The sequence below is a fragment of the Pseudomonas sp. ASL8 genome, assembly GCF_056680355.1.
This window is the reverse complement of the sequence record NZ_CM155278.1, coordinates 1,238,651-1,257,190: the sequence shown is the minus strand read 5'-3', so window position 1 is coordinate 1,257,190 and position 18,540 is coordinate 1,238,651. Positions and strand designations below refer to the sequence as shown.

The window sequence follows — 18,540 nt, the reverse complement described above, 5'->3', positions numbered from 1 at the left end:
TACGTGCGGTGTTCAACAATAGTGTTGCGCGGCGGCACGCTAGCCCGGAGAAGTACCCATGAAAGCTGATATTCATCCAGTTTACGAAGCCATTGTCGCAACTTGCAGCTGCGGCAACGTGATCCACACTCGCTCCAACCTCGCCAAGCCATTGAGCCTTGACGTGTGCAACGAGTGCCACCCGTTCTACACCGGCAAGCAGAAGACTCTTGATATCGGCGGCCGTGTCGACAAGTTCAAATCGCGTTTCGGTGCTTTCGGCGCAGCCAAAGCTCCTGAAGCTGCTGCTGAGTAAGACTGGCCGTTCTGGAAGGTCCATTGGACTACTCCAGGCTGCTTAAAAAGGCGTCCCTCGCGGGCGCCTTTTTTATGTCCGCGATTTGGCTGACGGCAGCCCAGGCCTTGTGCCCGGCACCCGACTCCCTGCCCGTATTCGCGGTCCAGCGGGTCGTGGATGGCGACACCTTGCGTCTGAGCGATGGCCGCAGTGTGCGGATGATTGGACTGAATGCGCCTGAGACCGGCAAGAAAGGTCGTTCCGCCGAGCCTTTTGCCGAAGCCGCCAAGCGCCGCCTGCAACGTCTGGTCGACGAAAACGACGGCCGGGTCAGTCTGCAGGTGGGCCAGGAGCCCAAGGATCATTACGGCCGTACGCTGGCCAACGTCTATGGCCGTCAGGGCGAAAACCTTGAGGCGCAGTTGTTGGCCGAGGGTTTGGCCTATCAAGTGGTGATCGCCCCCAATGTCGCCTTGTTCGACTGCCAGCAGCGGGCGGAGCGTAGTGCGCGTCAGGCTGGGCTAGGGGTGTGGCGCACGTCGCCGGTACAGGCGGTCGGACACATCAATAACGGCGGTTTTGCCCTGATCTCCGGACAGGTCAGCGACGTGCAGCGCAATGCTGGCGGCGTGTGGATTGAGTTGCAGGGCTCGTTGGTGTTGCGGATCGCGCCGAACCTGGTGAGTCAGTTCGACGTCTCTCGGCTGGAGCGCCTTAAAGGCCGGACCCTCGAAGCGCGTGGTTGGGTGATTGATCGTTCGCGTCGTGGCGGGCTCAAGTCCGGGCAGGCGCGCTGGATGTTGCCCATTACTCATCCCGCGATGCTGAATTTTTTCGATCAGTAAAAAGTGTGGACAGTTCGCTTGTTCAATTGTGGACAGTCCTTGCCTTGTGTTCCGCACCCCTTGGCGTAAAGTCGTAGAGGCCGGGCCTTGACAGAAGTGACTAGTCAGTCTTGTGAGGACTTTCCTTCTTGCGTATCCTCGGCGGTCCGTCAGTCCAACAGTAAAAAAGCGGAATGCCCACATGTCAGATTTGAAAACTGCCGCTCTCGAATATCATGCCAAGCCTCGCCCCGGGAAACTGAGTGTCGAGATAACCAAGCCTACCGCCACTGCGCGCGACCTGGCCCTGGCTTACAGCCCTGGCGTTGCCGAGCCGGTGCGCGAAATTGCCCGTGATCCTGAACTTGCCTATAAGTACACCGGCAAGGGTAATCTGGTCGCGGTCATTTCCAACGGCACCGCCATTCTTGGCTTGGGTGACCTTGGTCCATTGGCTTCCAAGCCAGTGATGGAAGGTAAAGGCTTGCTGTTCAAGCGTTTCGCAGGGATCGACGTTTTCGATATCGAAGTCGATGCAGAAAGCCCACAAGCGTTCATCGACACCGTCAAGCGCATCTCCATCACCTTTGGCGGCATTAACCTTGAAGACATCAAGGCGCCAGAGTGCTTCGAGATCGAGAAAGCACTGATCGAACAATGTGACATTCCGGTGTTCCACGATGACCAGCACGGCACGGCGATTGTTACCGCGGCCGGCATGATCAACGCATTGGAAATCGTCGGCAAAAGCCTGGACAGCGCCCAAATCGTTTGCCTGGGCGCAGGCGCAGCAGCCATTTCCTGCATGAAGTTGCTGGTGAGCATGGGTGCGAAGATCGAAAACATCTTCATGGTCGACCGTACTGGCGTGATTCACTCCGGTCGTAACGATCTGAACCAGTACAAAGCCGTGTTCGCCCACACGACTGAAAAACGCACACTGTCCGACGCCCTCAAGGGTGCTGATGTGTTCGTGGGTCTGTCCGGTCCGAACCTGCTGAGCGCTGATAACCTGAAGCTGATGGCCAAGGATCCGATTGTGTTCGCGTGCTCGAACCCGGATCCGGAAATCGCGCCAGAACTGGCTCATGCCACTCGCGATGACGTGATCATGGCCACTGGCCGTTCGGACTACCCGAACCAGGTCAACAACGTATTGGGCTTCCCGTTCATCTTCCGTGGCGCACTGGATGTTCGTGCAAAGCGTATCAACGAAGAGATGAAAATCGCTGCCGCCCACGCCCTGCGTAAACTGGCCAAGCTGCCGGTTCCTCAGGAAGTGTGCGACGCGTATGGTGGTATCAAGCTGGAATTCGGTCGCGAATACATCATTCCGAAACCAATGGATGCGCGCCTCTTGGGTGTGATCTCCGATGCCGTGGCTAAAGCCGCCATCGAGACCGGTGTCGCTACCCTGCCGTATCCGAAGAACTACCCGCTCAAAAGCGTCGATGACGTTTTCAACGGCTAAGTCCTGATAGCGATACACAAAAAACCCTGCAGCGATGCAGGGTTTTTTTGTGGGTGAGAATCCTGACGATCATCTGTGGGAATGTGTCAGTTGCCATCCCCCGCCATCGCGGGCAAGCCCGCTCCTACAGAGTGATGGGGGCGTCAGAACAGATCGATGGGCGCCGACTCATCCGCAGGTAACGGGCTGTTGGGTGCATTGCCGCCGCCCACTTCGTTCACGCTGGGTGGCGTGTCTTCGCTTTTGAACAGCTCGAAGTAAGCGTTGGGCGTGCTCGGTGTCGCGGCGCGGCCACTGACCGGGTCGACTCGCAGGCTGAGGATGCCTTCCGGTTCGGCCTGAACATGCGGTGGTTTGTCTTTCAAGGCGGCGCTCATGTAGTTCATCCAGATCGGCAGGGCGACCGTGCCGCCGAATTCCTGGCGACCCAGGCTTTCCGGCTGATCGAACCCGGTCCAGACGCTGGTGATGTAATCCGCGTTGTAGCCGGTGAACCAGGCGTCTTTCGACTCGTTGGTCGTACCGGTCTTGCCAGCGATGTCGGGGCGGTTCATCGACAGGGCACGGCGGCCGGTACCGCGCTTGATTACGTCCTGCAGCATGCTGTTGAGGATGTAGGTGGTGCGGCCATCGACGATGCGCTCGGCGACGGCTGGCGCTTGTGGTTCGTTGGTCGTTGAGGTCGACGAGGCGGGCACCACGCTCGGGCTGTCATTGACGGCGAAGGTGGCGGTGTTGGCCGCAGGCTTGGCGTCATTGGCCGGTACGCTCGGCGGATTGGCGACGAACAGGGTTGCGCCGTCACGGTTTTCGATGCGCTGGATCAGGTACGGGCTGATCTTGTAACCGCCGTTGGCGAAGGTGCTCCAGCCAGTGGCGACTTCCATCGGCGTCAGCGTTGCAGTCCCCAGGGCCAGCGACAGGTTGCGTGGCAGGTCCTGCTTGTTGAAGCCGAAGCGCGTGATGTAGTTGATCGCGGTGTCGATGCCCAGGCCTTGCAGCAGGCGGATGGACACCAGGTTGCGCGACTTGTACAACGCTTCGCGCAAACGGATCGGGCCGAGGAAGGTATTGGTGTCGTTTTTCGGACGCCAGACCTTGTCCAGGTACTCATCGACGAACACGATAGGCGCGTCGTTGACCAGGCTGGCGGCGGTGTAGCCGTTGTCCAGCGCGGCGCTATACAGGAACGGCTTGAAGCTCGAGCCCGGTTGACGCTTGGCCTGCATGGCGCGGTTGTAATTGCTCTGTTCGAAAGCAAAGCCGCCGACCAGCGCGCGAATCGCACCATTTTGGGGGTCCAGCGACACCAGTGCGCTTTGCGCTGCCGGGGTCTGGCTGAACTTCAGGCTACCGTCCGCTTGACGCTGCACCCGCACCAGATCGCCCACTTGCGCGACATCGGATGGCTGCAGTGGGCGTGCACCCAGGCTGTTCGTATTAAGGAACGGTCGCGCCCATTTCATGCTGTCCCAGGATACGGTTTCTTCTTTTTCGCCGTTGCGGGTCAGCACATGCAGGCCGGCTTTATCGACTTGAGTGACAATCGCCGGCTCGAGGCCGCTGATGGAACGCTGTTTGGTCAGCTCCAGCGCCCATGCATCACGGGTTTTGCCGGGTAGACGGCTTTCCGGGCCACGATAGCCGTGACGCTGGTCATAGCTGATCAAGCCTTCCTGGACGGCGGTGTTTGCATTTTCCTGAAGATTGCTGGGTACCGTAGTGGTGACGCGGAAACCTTCCGTGTACGCTTCGCTGCCATAACGGCCGACCATTTCGGCGCGGGCCATTTCGGCGATATAGGGCGCGTTCACTTCCGGGCTCTGGACGTGATAGCTGGCGTTGATGGGTTCGGCCAGGGCGACGTCATAGGCGCTCTGATCGATCTTGCCCAATTTGTGCATGCGCCCCAGAATCCAGTCTCGACGCTCTTTGGCTCGCACGGGGTTGGCCAATGGGTTGAAGCGCGAAGGGGCTTTGGGCAGACCGGCGATCATCGCCATCTGTGCAATGCTCAGGTCGCGGATCGATTTGCCGTAATACACTTGCGCCGCGGCTTCGATGCCGTAAGCGCGGTTGCCCAGGTAGATCTTGTTGACGTATAGCTCAAGGATTTCGTCCTTGCTCAGTTCGCGCTCGATCTGCAGGGCCAGAAGGATTTCGTTGGTTTTTCGGGAAAAGCTTCTTTCGCTGGTCAAAAAGAAGTTTTTCGCGACTTGCATGGTGATCGTGCTGCCGCCGGACTGGATATGGCCGCTCTTCACCAGTTGGGAGGCGGCGCGCATCAGGCTGCTGGGGTCAACACCGTAGTGATTGGCGAAGTTGTCATCTTCTGCCGATAACAGGGCGTTAATGAAATTGGGTGGAATGTCGGCGAAGCGGATAGGGGAGCGGCGCATTTCGCCAAACTCAGCAATCAACTTGCCATCGCTGCTGAAAACCCGCAGCGGAATTTGCAGTTGGATGCTTCTCAGCGACTCGACGGAAGGCAGGCCCGGGCTGAGGTACAAGAATGCACCGCTCAAAACGAGCAGCAGCCCGCAGAACACAGCGACGAATGACCACCAGAAAAACTTCAGCAGGCGTATCAAGGCTTTTGGATTTCCAGATAAAAGAATGGGTTAAGCGCAGGCATCTACAAATGAACACGGTTTGAAGCTTGGCTTTACGAAAAAATGCTCGGGCATTATAAGCATTTTTCGTGTCGGAGCGTGATTTGCGCTACTGTCAAGGCGGCTGGCACAGACATTGGACACTCAATAATCCGTAAGTGACGGAAACTCATAGGGAATCGGTTGTGTTCGAACTCTTCAGTAAGAAGGCCAATGCCCTTCTAGGGATCGATATTAGCTCCACCTCGGTAAAACTCCTTGAATTGAGTCGTTCCGGCACTCGCTACAAAGTTGAGTCCTACGCGGTCGAACCGCTACCCGCCAACGCTGTAGTCGAAAAAAATATCGCCGATCTCGATGGGGTTGGTCAGGCATTGTCACGGGTGTTGGTCAAGGCCAAGACGAATGTCAAAAGCGTCGCCGTGGCGGTGGCCGGCTCTGCCGTGATCACCAAGACCATCGAGATGGACGCAGGCATGTCGGACGATGACATGGAAAGTCAGCTCAAGATTGAAGCTGATCAGTACATTCCGTATCCCCTTGAAGAAGTCGCCATCGATTTTGAAGTGCAGGGCTACTCGGCGCGCAACCCCGAGCGTGTTGAAGTCCTGCTCGCCGCCTGCCGCAAGGAAAACGTAGAGGTTCGCGAAGCCGCCCTGGCGCTGGCGGGCCTCAATGCCAAGGTCGTGGATGTCGAAGCGTATGCGCTGGAGCGCGCTTTCGGCCTGCTCTCTGCGCAGTTGGGCAACGATCACGAGCAACTGACCGTGGCCGTGGTCGACATCGGCGCCACCATGACCACCTTGAGCGTGCTGCACAATGGCCGGATTATTTACACCCGCGAGCAATTGTTCGGCGGCCGGCAACTGACCGAAGAAATTCAGCGTCGTTATGGCCTGGCGGTAGAAGAAGCGGGCCTGGCGAAGAAACAGGGCGGTCTGCCGGATGACTATGTCAGCGAGGTGCTGCAGCCGTTCAAGGATGCCGTGGTTCAGCAAGTTACCCGCTCGTTGCAGTTCTTTTTTGCGGCCGGTCAGTACAACACCGTGGATTACATCATGCTGGCGGGCGGTACCTCCTCGCTCGCAGGCCTGGACCATTTGATTCAGCAACGCCTGGGCACGCCCACGCTGGTGGCCAATCCGTTCGCCGACATGGCGCTGAGCAGCAAGGTCAACGCGGGGGCGCTGGCCAGTGATGCTCCGGCCTTGATGATTGCCTGTGGTCTGGCGCTAAGGAGCTTCGACTAATGGCACGGATCAACCTGTTACCGTGGCGCGAACAGCTCCGCGAAGAGCGAAAGAAGCGTTTTCTGACGGCGCTTGTCGGGGTGTTGATCATTGCCGTCGGCGTGATCTTCCTCGGCGATCAATACATCAGCAATGCGGTCGACCACCAAGTGGCACGCAACGCGTATGTGCAGAAAGAAATTGCTCTGCTCGATGACCGGATTAAAGAAATCAGCGAGTTGAAGGCGCGGCGCAAGCAATTGCTGGAACGGATGAAAATCATCCAGGACCTGCAAGGCAATCGCCCGATCATCGGACGAATTTTCGATCAGTTGGCGCGTACCTTGCCTGATGGCGTGTATTTCTCTGACGTAAAAATGACCGGCAAGATTATTAGCATCAGCGGCGCCGCTGAATCGAACAACCGTGTTTCGGATCTGCTGCGTAACCTCGACGCCTCTGATTGGCTCGAGGCGCCAAGCCTCAACGAGGTCAAGGCCACTACGGCGGGTGCGGTCGATCAGGCAAACACCTTCCAGTTATCGGTGCGTCAGACCCAACCCATGGTTGAAGGGGCCAAGCCATGAACCCAAAGGAATGGCTGGACAGCCTGCGCAAGATCGACATCAACGATCTGGACCTGAATAACCTTGGCTCATGGCCAGCTGCGGTCAAATCCATCGCCGGGGCGATGGTGTTGATCATTGTCCTGGCGCTGGGCTACAACTTTTACCTCAAAGACTTGCTGGATCAGCTCGACCAGTCGCGAGCGACCGAAGTTTCGCTCAAAGAGCAATTTGCGACGAAGGCTTTCAAGGCCGCGAACCTGGACGCCTACAAAGCGCAGATGACGGAAATGCAGACGTCCTTCGGCGCATTGTTGCGGCAGTTGCCCAGCGACACTGAAGTCCCGGGGTTGCTCGAAGACATCACCCGCACCGGTCTGGGCAGTGGCCTTGAGTTCGAAGAGATCAAATTGCTGCCGGAAGCGGCTCAGCAGTTCTATATCGAATTGCCGATCCAGATCACCGTGGTCGGTGCCTATCACGACCTGGCGACCTTTGTCAGTGGCGTGGCGAGCCTGCCGCGCATCGTGACCCTGCATGATTTCGAGATCAAACCCGTGGAGCCTGGCAGTACGCAAAAGCTGCGCATGAACATCCTGGCCAAGACCTACCGCTATAACGATAAAGGGCTGCAGCAATGAGGGCCGCTCGACTGTTGTGCATGAGTGTGGCTTTGATCGGCTTGTCCGGTTGCGATAACGGCAATCAGTTTGGCGACTTGCAGACCTATATGAATGAAGTGCGTGCGCGCCCCACGGGCGTCATTGAGCCATTGCCAAAGTTTCGCCCTTACGAAGCCTTCACCTACAGCGCCGCCACACTGCGTAGCCCGTTCCAGCCGCCCGTCAAGATTGATCTGGTCCGTCGGCAGAAGGGCTCGCAGCAGGTCAAACCGGATGAAACACGGGTCAAGCAGTTCCTCGAAGGTTTCAATATCGAGCAATTCGAAATGGTCGGCACGATGGCCAACGACTCGGGGACCTTTGCCCTGATGCACGGTGGCGGTGGTGTGTACCGCATGAAAGTCGGTGATTATCTGGGGCGCAATCATGGGCGCATCGTTTCAATCAGCGACTCGCAGGTCGATGTCGTCGAAATAGTGCCTGATGGCGAGGGTGCATGGCTCGAACGACCACGCAGCATTTCCCTCAAGGAACGCTCATGAGCGGAATGTGCGAACACGCAGTATTGCCGAGCGCAGTAGTTTTCACTCGTCCGGGAACGGGCGGGGCCAACATTTACAACACCCTCGGGTCAGCACAACGGAAATTGATAATGACTAGGATTTTCTCGGTTGTCGGCATTTCGCTATGGATAGCGATGGTTTCGCCGATGCTCCAGGCGGCTAACTTGAAAGCTCTGGATGTCGCCGCTTTGCCAGGAGATCGGGTCGAGTTGAAGCTGACCTTCGACGGCCCAATCCCCGCGCCGCGTGGCTATACCACTGAGCAGCCCGCGCGAATTGCTCTGGATTTGCCCGGTGTGACCAGCCGGTTGGCGACCAAAAGTCGCGATTTGGGTGTGGGCAATGCGCGCAGTGTGGTGGTGGTCGAGGCCAAAGACCGCACGCGGGTCATTATCAATATGACGGTGCTTGCGCCCTACAGCTCGCGGGTCGAGGGCAATAACCTGTTCGTGGTCGTGGGTCAGGGCGCAGCCTCTGCTCAGGGGACCAAGCCAGGCGCGGCGCCCACGGTTGCACGGGTTTCAGTTCCGGCCGCAGCACCTGTCAGGCCCTATGTCGCCGTGGGCAAAGCGATCAAGAACATCGATTTTCAGCGCGGTGAGTTGGGTGAAGGTAACGTCATCATCGAACTGAGTGATCCGGGCATTGCTCCGGACATTCAGGAACAAGGTGGCAAAATCCGGGTGAATTTCGCGAAAACCCAGCTGCCGGACCCCTTGCGCGTTCGGTTGGACGTCAAGGATTTCGCCACACCTGTGCAGTTCGTCAATGCCAGCGTAGAGGGTGACAAGGCCAGTATCAGCATCGAGCCGACCGGCGCGTTTGATTATTCGGCCTATCAGACCGATAACAAACTGACCATCAGCGTGCGGCCGTTGACGTCTGAAGACCTGGATCGCCGAAATGCAGACAAACCCATCTACACAGGGGAAAAGCTGTCGCTGAACTTCCAGGACATCGACGTTCGCTCGGTCCTGCAACTGATCGCCGATTTTACCAACCTCAATCTGGTGGCCAGTGACACCGTGCAGGGCGGGATTACCTTGCGCTTGCAGAACGTGCCGTGGGATCAGGCACTGGATCTGGTACTGAAAACCAAAGGCCTGGATAAACGCAAGATCGGCAATGTCCTGTTAGTCGCGCCTGCGGATGAAATCGCTGCTCGCGAACGTCAGGAACTGGAGTCGATGAAGCAGATTGCCGAGTTGGCGCCGTTGCGCCGCGAGCTGCTGCAAGTGAATTACGCCAAGGCGGCCGACATCGCCAAGCTGTTCCAGTCGGTGACCAGCGCTGAGACGAAGGCCGATGAGCGCGGCTCGATCACCGTTGATGATCGGACGAACAACATCATTGCCTACCAGACTCAGGACCGTCTCGATGAGCTGCGCAGGATCGTTTCGCAGCTGGATATCCCTGTGCGTCAGGTGATGATCGAGGCGCGTATCGTCGAGGCCAACGTCGATTATGACAAGGCGCTGGGCGTACGCTGGGGCGGTTCGAGCAATCGCAGCGGTGGCAGCAATGCGACCGTCGGCGGTACGGGTACGGTGACGGGCGCCAATGGTGTCGTCAGTAACTCCAACTCACCTTTCGTCGATCTGGGCGCTGCCAATGCGACGTCCGGCATCGGTATCGCTTTCGTGACCGATAACGTGCTGCTGGACCTTGAGTTGAGCGCCATGGAGAAAACCGGTAACGGTGAAATCGTGTCCCAGCCCAAGGTCGTGACCTCCGACAAAGAGACTGCGAAGATCCTCAAAGGTACTGAAGTCCCGTATCAGGAAGCCAGTTCCAGTGGCGCGACGTCGGTGTCTTTCAAAGAGGCGTCGCTGTCCCTGGAGGTGACGCCGCAGATCACCCCTGATAACCGCATTATCATGGAGGTCAAGGTCACCAAGGATGAGCCGGATTACATCAATACCGTGCTGGGTGTACCGCCAATCAAGAAAAACGAAGTCAACGCCAAGGTGCTGGTGGCCGACGGTGAAACCATCGTCATTGGCGGTGTTTTCTCTAATACGCAGAGTAAAATCGTCGACAAGGTGCCATTTCTTGGCGATGTGCCGTATGTTGGCCGGCTTTTCCGGCGTGACGTTGTTTCAGAGAAGAAATCCGAGCTGCTGGTATTCCTGACTCCGCGTATCATGAACAACCAGGCGATTGCTGTGAGTCGTTGATTCTGTGCGAAATTTGATACTTGTTGGACCGATGGGGGCGGGCAAAAGCACCATCGGTCGCTTGCTGGCCAAAGAGCTGCGACTGCCGTTCAAAGATTCCGACAAGGAAATTGAACTGCGTACCGGCGCCAATATCCCGTGGATTTTCGATAAGGAAGGCGAGCCGGGCTTTCGCGACCGCGAGCAGGCGGTGATTGCTGAGCTGTGCGAATCCGACGGTGTCGTGTTGGCGACCGGTGGCGGCGCAGTGATGCGCAGTGAAAACCGTCAGGCGCTGCATGCCGGAGGGCGTGTGGTGTATTTGCACGCCTCGGTCGAGCAGCAGGTCGGACGTACAGCCCGCGATCGCAATCGGCCATTGCTGCGTAACGCCGACCCGGCGCGGGTATTGCGCGACCTGCTGGCAATCCGTGATCCGCTCTACCGGGAAATCGCCGATCTTGTGGTGGAAACCGATGAGCGGCCGCCGCGGATGGTGGTGCTGGATATCCTCACGCGGCTGGCCGAGCTTGCTCCTCGTTAATGTGCGCGTTGAAATGCGCTATCCTCCGGCACACAAAGGCAGCGCCGCAGCGTGGCGTAAGGCCATGATTTTATAACCAGAATTCAGCGATGGCGCGACACGCGCACTTGTTAAACAACGTGGGGACACATGCAGACACTTAAGGTCGAGCTTGGCGAGCGAAGCTACCCGATTCACATTGGCGAAGGCTTGTTGGATCGGCTTGATCTGCTGGCGCCGCACATCGCCGGACGACAAGTGGCGATTGTTTCCAATGCGACTGTCGCGCCCCTCTACCTTGAGCGATTGACCCACACGCTGAGCACTTACAACGTGCTGCCCGTGGTGCTTCCCGATGGCGAAGCCTTCAAAAACTGGGAAACCCTGCAAACCATTTTCGATGCCTTGCTCACCGCTCGGCATGACCGACGCACCACTGTTATCGCCTTGGGTGGCGGGGTGGTTGGCGATATGGCCGGTTTTGCTGCGGCCTGCTATCAGCGCGGCGTGGATTTCATCCAGGTGCCCACCACCTTGTTGTCCCAGGTGGATTCGTCGGTGGGTGGCAAGACCGGAATCAACCATCCGCTGGGCAAGAACATGGTCGGCGCCTTCTATCAGCCCAATGTGGTGCTGATTGATACGGCGACGCTCAATACCCTGCCTGCGCGGGAGTTGTCGGCGGGGCTGGCTGAGGTCATCAAGTACGGCCTGATCTGCGATGAGCCTTTCCTGACCTGGCTGGAAGAAAACGTCGATCAGTTGCGGTCTCTTGATCAGGCGGCCCTGACGGTTGCAATCGAGCGCTCCTGTGCGGCCAAGGCTGCGGTGGTTGGCGCCGATGAGCGTGAGACGGGTGTGCGCGCGACGCTTAACCTGGGTCACACCTTCGGCCACGCTATCGAAACCCACATGGGTTATGGCGTCTGGCTGCACGGTGAAGCCGTGGCGGCGGGTACGGTGATGGCGCTTGAGATGTCTGCGCGTCTCGGCTGGATCACCGAGCAGGAGCGTGATCGTGGGATTCGCCTGTTCCAGCGCGCCGGGCTGCCTGTCGTGCCGCCAGAAGAGATGACCGAGGATGACTTCCTCGAACACATGGCAATTGACAAGAAGGTGATCGATGGTCGCTTGCGCCTGGTCCTGCTGCGGCGGATCGGCGAAGCCGTTGTGACTGCCGATTATCCAAAAGAAGTATTACAGGCCACGCTGGGGGCGGACTACCGCGCCTTGGTGGATCAGCTTAGAGGTTAATGAAAATCCATGACTAGTTTGCACGCCGACGAGGCCTTCCTCGGCCATTACCAGTTGAGTCATGACCCCTTTGCGACGCGGGTACCTGGCTTCAAGTTCTTCCCGGCCCAGCGCAAACCCGTGCTCGGTCAGCTTCATCACCTGGCGCGCTATAGCCAGTTGCTGCTTGTAGTGACAGGCCCGCAAGGCAGCGGTAAAACGTTGCTGCGCCAGGCGCTGGTCGCCAGCACCAACAAGCAATCGGTGCAGAGCGTGGTGGTTTCCGCACGTGGCGCCAGCGACGCTGCGGGTGTCATGCGTCAGGTCGCTCAGGCCCTGAACGTGGCTCAGCCGGAAATGCGCGCGATCCTGTCTCAGGTCGTGCAATTGGCGCTGACCGGACAGGAGGTCTATTTATTGGTGGACGACGCCGAACAACTCGGCGAATCCGCACTCGAAGCTTTGCTCGGGTTGGCAGCAGGTACGCCTGAAGGTCGCCCGCATGTGTTCCTGTTCGGCGAGTCGTCATTGATCGACCGTCTGGAGCAGCTCAGCGCCGAGGAAGAACGTTTTCACGTCATTGAGCTGCAACCGTACACCGAAGAAGAAACCCGCGAGTACCTGGCTCAGCGCCTGGACGGTGCAGGTCAAGGCATCGAGTTGTTCACGGCTGATCAGATCACCGATATTCATGAACACTCCGATGGCTGGCCGGGCGCGATCAACCAGGTCGCCCGCGATGCAATGATCGAAGCGATGATCGCCAGCCGCACTGCGGTCAAGCGTCCAAGTATGGGGTTCAAAATGCCGAAGAAACATGTGTTGGCTTTGGGTGCAGTAGTCGTGGTCGGGATACTGGCCGCATGGTTGATGCCAGGCCGGAGCAGTAACAACAGCGCCACCGCGCCCGCAACGCCGCCGGCGAATGCGCAAGCGCAACTGCCGCTGGGTCAGGGGCAGCCGACTGCTCAGCAATCGAATAATCAGGGCGGTCCGGCCATTGAGTTTGCCGGTAACTCGCAGCCGATGCCTTTGCCGCTGGTAGGTAAATCGCAACCCGTCATGCGTGGGCCATTGGCCGAAGCGGCGGGCAATACAGAAGATGATGAGCCGGGTCCGGCAGGCAGCACCTCGCTTCAGCCGCCTACCGTCACCACCACGGCTCCGCCAGTGGGTGTGCCGGCAGGTCCGGCACCGACTCCAGCGCCAGCCCGTCCGGCTGCAGCTGTTGCCGCCGCCAAGCCTGTAGCGCCAGTCGTCAAGCCAGCGCCCGTTCAGGTTGCGACAGCCAAGCCAGCGCCAAAAGTAGCGGAAAAACCTGCTGCCGCTGCCTCCGCGCCAGCGTCGGGTGGTAACTGGTACGCCGGTCAGCCGTCAGGCCACTATGTCGTGCAAATTGTGGGTACCAGCTCGGAAGCCGCTGCCCAGGCAATCGTTAAAGAGAACGGTGGCGAGTACCGGTATTTCAAGAAAAACCTGCAGGGTAAGCCGCTGTACGTGGTGACCTACGGTAACTTTTCTGACCGCGCTGCTGCCCTTGCAGCCATCAAGGTATTGCCAGCCAAGGTTCAGGCTGGTAAACCTTGGCCTCGTACTGTCGCCAGCGTCCAACAGGAACTGGCTGCAACGCACTGAAGTCGCAGCGGCCTTATCCAGGCCGCTTGCACTGCTCCCCCGGAATATCGCATGTGCGTGCTGCTTTCGAGCAGCGCGCCTTGTGGTGTCTGCGTCCCAGACGTCATAAATGTTCCTGGGCTCGCAGGCCGGGCTCGTAAAAATGTTTTGACTAGCACATTATCTGGCTTTAAACCTTTCATTAATGCGACATAGATTTACGGCTGTTGGTCGTTAAGTTTGTGAGCTTTTGTGTCGGTGTGTACAATGACCTCCCTTTTGCCCCCGCAAAGCTGGCATACGTTCGGCGCGGTTGGTAAGTGGTTGAATTGAAAAGAAATTTGCCTCGACAAGAGGCAGCCTGGTGAGAAAGTGTCTATGAAAGCAGGTCTGTACCATCCAGATGAATTCAAGGATAACTGTGGTTTCGGCCTGATTGCGCACATGCAAGGCGAACCCAGTCATAACCTGTTGCAAACGGCTATCGAAGCCCTGACCTGCATGACCCACCGTGGTGGGATCAACGCTGACGGCAAGACCGGCGACGGCTGTGGCCTGCTGATACAGAAGCCGGATGCATTCCTGCGCGCAATGGCTAACGAACACTTCGGCATCGACCTGCCCAAGCAGTACGCCGTCGGCATGGTGTTCTTCAACCAGGACACCGCCAAGGCAGAAGCTGCGCGCGAGAACATGAATCGCGAAATCCAGGCTGCGGGCCTGCAACTGATCGGTTGGCGCAAAGTGCCGATCGACACCAGCGTACTCGGCCGCCTGGCCCTGGAACGCCTGCCGCAAATCGAGCAGGTGTTCATCGGTGGCGAAGGCCTGAGCGATCAGCAGTTCGCGATTAAACTGTTCAGCTCCCGTCGCCGTTCGTCGGTGTCCAACGCGGCGGACAGCGATCACTACATCTGCAGTTTTTCGCACAAGACCATCATCTACAAAGGCTTGATGATGCCGGCCGACCTGACGGCCTTCTATCCGGACCTCAGCGACGAACGCCTGAAAACCGCGATTTGTGTGTTCCACCAGCGTTTCTCCACCAACACCTTGCCGAAATGGCCGCTGGCTCAGCCGTTCCGTTTTCTTGCCCACAACGGCGAGATCAACACCATCACTGGCAACCGCAACTGGGCGCAGGCCCGTCGCACCAAGTTTGCCAACGAGTTGATCCCCGATCTGGAAGAGCTCGGCCCGCTGGTCAACAGCGTAGGCTCCGACTCCTCGAGCATGGACAACATGCTTGAGCTGATGGTCACCGGCGGTATCGACCTGTTCCGTGGCGTGCGCATGCTTATTCCGCCAGCGTGGCAGAACGCCGAGACCATGGACGCCGAACTGCGCGCGTTCTACGAATACAACTCCATGCACATGGAACCATGGGACGGCCCGGCTGGCGTGGTCATGACCGATGGTCGCCATGCGGTCTGCCTGCTCGACCGTAACGGTCTGCGCCCGGCGCGCTGGGTCACCACCAAAAATGGTTTCATCACCCTGGCGTCAGAGATTGGCGTTTGGAACTACAAGCCTGAAGACGTTATCGCCAAGGGTCGAGTCGGCCCAGGGCAGATCTTCGCGGTGGACACCGAGACCGGTCAGATCCTTGATACCGACGCCATCGACAACCGCTTGAAGTCGCGTCATCCGTACAAGCAGTGGCTGCGCAAGAACGCCTTGCGCATCCAGGCAACGCTGGTCGACGACCAAGGCGTGGCCAGCTACGACACCGACCAGCTCAAGCAATACATGAAAATGTTCCAGGTCACCTTCGAAGAGCGTGATCAGGTGCTGCGTCCGTTGGCCGAACAGGGCCAGGAAGCCGTTGGTTCGATGGGTGACGACACGCCAATGGCCGTGTTGTCCCAGCGTGTACGTACGCCTTACGATTATTTCCGTCAGCAGTTCGCGCAGGTGACCAACCCGCCGATCGACCCGCTGCGTGAAGCGATCGTCATGTCGCTCGAGATCTGTCTGGGTGCCGAACGCAACATCTTCCAGGAATCGGCTGAGCACGCTTCACGCGTGATCCTCAGCACGCCGGTCATTTCTCCGGCGAAATGGCGCTCGTTGATGACCCTGGATCGTCCAGGTTTCGAACGTCACTTCATCGACCTCAACTATGACGAGAGCGTCGGGCTCGAAGCCGCGGTGCGTAACATCGCCGATCAGGCCGAAGAAGCCGTGCGTGCCGGCAAGACCCAACTGGTGCTGAGTGACCGCAACATCGCGCCAGGCAAGTTGCCGGCTCACGCCTCGCTGGCGGTGGGTGCCGTGCACCACCGTCTGACCGCGTGTGGCCTGCGTTGCGACAGCAACATCCTGGTTGAAACGGCCACCGCTCGTGACCCGCACCACTTTGCAGTGTTGATGGGCTTCGGTGCGTCGGCGATCTACCCGTACCTCGCTTATGAAGTGCTGGCCGACCTGATCCGCACCGGCGAAGTCCTTGCGGACCTGGACGAAGCGTTCAAGTTCTACCGCAAAGGCATCTCCAAAGGGCTGCTGAAAATCCTGTCGAAGATGGGCATTTCGACCGTCGCGTCTTACCGTGGTGCGCAGTTGTTCGAAGCCATCGGCCTGGCCGATGAAATCGTCAACCTGAGCTTCCGTGGCGTGCCAAGCCGGATCAAGGGTGCGCGTTTCGTCGACCTCGAAGCCGAACAGAAGCTGCTGGCCCTCGAAGCCTGGAGCCCGCGCAAGCCGATCCAGCAGGGCGGTCTGCTCAAGTTTGTGTATGGCGGTGAATACCACGCGTACAACCCTGACGTTGTCAGCACCTTGCAAGCCGCCGTGCAGCAAGGCGATTACAGCAAGTTCAAGGAATACACCGCGTTAGTCGACAACCGTCCGGTGTCGATGCTTCGCGACCTGCTCAAGGTCACGACCCTCGATCAGCCGTTGGCGATTGAAGAAATCGAACCGCTGGAGAAAATTCTCAAGCGCTTTGACTCCGCCGGTATTTCCCTCGGCGCGCTGTCGCCTGAGGCACACGAAGCCTTGGCCGAAGCGATGAACCGCTTGGGCGCACGCTCTAACTCCGGTGAAGGCGGCGAAGACCCTGTGCGTTATGGCACGGTGAAAAGCTCGAAGATCAAGCAAGTGGCGACTGGCCGTTTTGGCGTTACCGCTGAATACCTGGTCAACGCCGAAGTGCTGCAGATCAAAGTCGCTCAGGGCGCCAAGCCCGGCGAAGGCGGGCAGTTGCCCGGTGGCAAGGTCAACGGCTTGATCGCCAAGCTGCGTTATGCGGTGCCTGGCGTGACGTTGATTTCACCACCGCCGCACCACGACATTTACTCGATTGAAGATTTGTCGCAGCTGATTTTTGACCTGAAACAGGTCAACCCGGCTGCGCTGGTTTCGGTCAAGTTGGTGGCGGAAGCGGGCGTCGGCACCATTGCGGCCGGTGTAGCCAAGGCTTACGCCGACCTGATCACCATCTCCGGTTACGACGGTGGTACCGGTGCTTCGCCGCTGACCTCGATCAAATACGCGGGCGCTCCGTGGGAACTCGGCCTGGCTGAAACTCACCAGACCCTGCGCGGCAATGACCTTCGCGGCAAAGTCCGGGTGCAGACCGATGGGGGTCTGAAAACCGGTCTGGACGTGATCAAGGCCGCCATCCTCGGCGCTGAAAGCTTCGGCTTCGGCACCGCGCCAATGATCGCCCTGGGCTGCAAATACCTGCGCATCTGCCACCTGAACAACTGCGCCACCGGCGTGGCGACGCAGAACGAGAAGCTGCGCAAGGATCACTACATCGGCACCGTCGACATGGTGGTGAACTTCTTCACCTTCGTCGCCGAAGAGACCCGCGAGTGGCTGGCCAAGCTGGGCGTGCGCACCCTCGAAGAACTGATCGGGCGTACTGACCTGCTGGAAATCCTGCCAGGCGAAACTGCCAAGCAGCAGAACCTGGATCTGACGCCGTTGTTGGGCAGCGATTACATCCCGGCGGACAAGCCTCAATTCTGCAAAGTGGAACGCAACCCGCCGTTCGATAAAGGCTTGCTGGCCGAGAAAATGGTCGAGATGGCCAAGCCTGCAATCGTTGGCCTCAGCGGCGCTGATTTCTCCATGGATATCTGCAACTGCGACCGGTCCATCGGCGCGCGGATTTCCGGTGAAGTCGCCAAGCTGCACGGCAACCAGGGCATGGCCAAGGCGCCGATCACGTTCCGTTTCAAAGGCACGGCCGGGCAAAGCTTCGGCGTGTGGAACGTCGGTGGCTTGAACATGTACCTGGAAGGCGATGCCAACGACTACGTCGGCAAGGGCATGACCGGCGGCAAGCTGGTCATCGTTCCGCCAGTCGGCAGCGCGTACAAGACTCAGGACAGCGCCATCATCGGCAACACCTGTCTGTACGGCGCAACCGGCGGCAAACTGTTCGCGGCCGGTACCGCTGGCGAGCGGTTTGCGGTGCGTAACTCCGGTGCCCACACCGTCGTTGAAGGCACGGGCGACCACTGCTGTGAATACATGACAGGCGGTTTCGTCTGTGTACTGGGTAAAACGGGCTATAACTTCGGTTCCGGTATGACCGGTGGTTTCGCCTACGTGCTGGACCAGGACAACACCTTCGTTGACAAGGTCAACCACGAACTGGTGGAAATCCAACGGATCAGCGGCGAAACGATGGAGGCTTATCGCAGCCACCTGCAACGCGTGCTGGCCGAATACGTCGAGGAAACCAATAGCGAGTGGGGTCGTCACCTCACCGAAAACCTCGATGACTATCTGCGTCGGTTCTGGTTGGTCAAGCCTAAGGCTGCCAGCTTGAAATCGTTGCTTTCCAGCACCCGTGCCAACCCGCAGTGATATGCGCCTGAAGTGTTTGATGAGG

Annotated in this window: 13 protein-coding genes; 12 read left to right on the top strand and 1 reads right to left on the bottom strand. The window is 58.6% G+C overall.

Translation table 11 applies throughout. The features are described 5' to 3' along the window. Window positions 1-58 precede the first annotated feature (58 nt). The 3 genes from rpmE to AC1MEA_RS05585 all read left to right on the top strand — a co-directional run bounded on the left by rpmE (window position 59) and on the right by AC1MEA_RS05585 (window position 2,572). Window positions 59-295 (top strand): 50S ribosomal protein L31, encoded by a 237-nt coding sequence (gene rpmE / locus AC1MEA_RS05595; RefSeq protein ID WP_219063572.1) that lies wholly within the window; start codon window positions 59-61, stop codon window positions 293-295. A 23-nt stretch (window positions 296-318) separates the two neighbouring features. Then, window positions 319-1,122 carry a thermonuclease family protein gene (locus tag AC1MEA_RS05590; protein WP_449634376.1) on the top strand — a complete coding sequence of 268 codons (804 nt, stop codon included), beginning with the start codon at window positions 319-321 and terminating at the stop codon, window positions 1,120-1,122. A gap of 181 nt (window positions 1,123-1,303) precedes the next feature. After that, window positions 1,304-2,572: a malic enzyme-like NAD(P)-binding protein gene (locus AC1MEA_RS05585; protein WP_219063570.1), complete on the top strand. Its 1,269-nt coding sequence runs from the start codon at window positions 1,304-1,306 to the stop codon at window positions 2,570-2,572. A gap of 143 nt (window positions 2,573-2,715) precedes the next feature. Here the strand turns inward: AC1MEA_RS05585 and AC1MEA_RS05580 are convergent, their stop codons facing one another. After that, window positions 2,716-5,160 carry a penicillin-binding protein 1A gene (locus tag AC1MEA_RS05580; protein ID WP_480918101.1) on the bottom strand — a complete coding sequence of 815 codons (2,445 nt, stop codon included), beginning with the start codon at window positions 5,158-5,160 and terminating at the stop codon, window positions 2,716-2,718. Window positions 5,161-5,369: 209 nt separating this feature from the next. On the opposite strand from AC1MEA_RS05580, the gene AC1MEA_RS05575 reads away from it, so the two are divergent. The 9 genes from AC1MEA_RS05575 to gltB all read left to right on the top strand — a co-directional run bounded on the left by AC1MEA_RS05575 (window position 5,370) and on the right by gltB (window position 18,515). Next, window positions 5,370-6,434 (top strand): pilus assembly protein PilM, encoded by a 1,065-nt coding sequence (locus AC1MEA_RS05575; protein ID WP_480917071.1) that lies wholly within the window; start codon window positions 5,370-5,372, stop codon window positions 6,432-6,434. Next, on the top strand, window positions 6,434-7,000 hold the full coding sequence (locus AC1MEA_RS05570; RefSeq protein ID WP_219063567.1) for a PilN domain-containing protein: 567 nt from the start codon (window positions 6,434-6,436) through the stop codon (window positions 6,998-7,000). Before AC1MEA_RS05575 ends, AC1MEA_RS05570 begins: the two co-directional genes overlap by 1 nt. After that, on the top strand, window positions 6,997-7,620 hold the full coding sequence (pilO, locus tag AC1MEA_RS05565) for a type 4a pilus biogenesis protein PilO (RefSeq protein WP_449634374.1): 624 nt from the start codon (window positions 6,997-6,999) through the stop codon (window positions 7,618-7,620). The genes AC1MEA_RS05570 and pilO overlap by 4 nt, the downstream gene beginning before the upstream one ends. Beyond that, window positions 7,617-8,144, top strand: a complete 528-nt coding sequence (gene pilP, locus AC1MEA_RS05560; RefSeq protein ID WP_480917070.1) for a type 4a pilus biogenesis lipoprotein PilP — start codon at window positions 7,617-7,619, stop codon at window positions 8,142-8,144. Before pilO ends, pilP begins: the two co-directional genes overlap by 4 nt. A gap of 110 nt (window positions 8,145-8,254) precedes the next feature. Continuing rightward, a complete protein-coding gene (locus tag AC1MEA_RS05555) occupies window positions 8,255-10,342 on the top strand; it encodes a type IV pilus secretin PilQ (RefSeq protein WP_480917069.1) in 2,088 nt (695 codons plus the stop codon). A 4-nt stretch (window positions 10,343-10,346) separates the two neighbouring features. Continuing rightward, on the top strand, window positions 10,347-10,865 hold the full coding sequence (aroK, locus tag AC1MEA_RS05550; protein WP_219063563.1) for a shikimate kinase AroK: 519 nt from the start codon (window positions 10,347-10,349) through the stop codon (window positions 10,863-10,865). A gap of 129 nt (window positions 10,866-10,994) precedes the next feature. Beyond that, window positions 10,995-12,098, top strand: a complete 1,104-nt coding sequence (gene aroB, locus AC1MEA_RS05545) for a 3-dehydroquinate synthase (protein WP_480917068.1) — start codon at window positions 10,995-10,997, stop codon at window positions 12,096-12,098. 9 nt (window positions 12,099-12,107) lie between these two features. Next, window positions 12,108-13,712 (top strand): AAA family ATPase, encoded by a 1,605-nt coding sequence (locus AC1MEA_RS05540; protein ID WP_480917067.1) that lies wholly within the window; start codon window positions 12,108-12,110, stop codon window positions 13,710-13,712. A gap of 357 nt (window positions 13,713-14,069) precedes the next feature. Further along, window positions 14,070-18,515 carry a glutamate synthase large subunit gene (gene gltB, locus AC1MEA_RS05535; protein WP_480917066.1) on the top strand — a complete coding sequence of 1,482 codons (4,446 nt, stop codon included), beginning with the start codon at window positions 14,070-14,072 and terminating at the stop codon, window positions 18,513-18,515. Window positions 18,516-18,540 lie beyond the last annotated feature (25 nt).

Coding starts and splice junctions, on each gene's coding strand:
- AC1MEA_RS05585 (WP_219063570.1), top strand. CDS start 1,304: ATGTCAGATTTGAAAACTGCCGCTCTCGAATATCATGCCAAGCCTCGC.
- aroB (WP_480917068.1), top strand. CDS start 10,995: ATGCAGACACTTAAGGTCGAGCTTGGCGAGCGAAGCTACCCGATTCAC.
- AC1MEA_RS05555 (WP_480917069.1), top strand. CDS start 8,255: ATGACTAGGATTTTCTCGGTTGTCGGCATTTCGCTATGGATAGCGATG.
- rpmE (WP_219063572.1), top strand. CDS start 59: ATGAAAGCTGATATTCATCCAGTTTACGAAGCCATTGTCGCAACTTGC.
- AC1MEA_RS05540 (WP_480917067.1), top strand. CDS start 12,108: ATGACTAGTTTGCACGCCGACGAGGCCTTCCTCGGCCATTACCAGTTG.
- pilP (WP_480917070.1), top strand. CDS start 7,617: ATGAGGGCCGCTCGACTGTTGTGCATGAGTGTGGCTTTGATCGGCTTG.
- gltB (WP_480917066.1), top strand. CDS start 14,070: ATGAAAGCAGGTCTGTACCATCCAGATGAATTCAAGGATAACTGTGGT.
- pilO (WP_449634374.1), top strand. CDS start 6,997: ATGAACCCAAAGGAATGGCTGGACAGCCTGCGCAAGATCGACATCAAC.
- AC1MEA_RS05570 (WP_219063567.1), top strand. CDS start 6,434: ATGGCACGGATCAACCTGTTACCGTGGCGCGAACAGCTCCGCGAAGAG.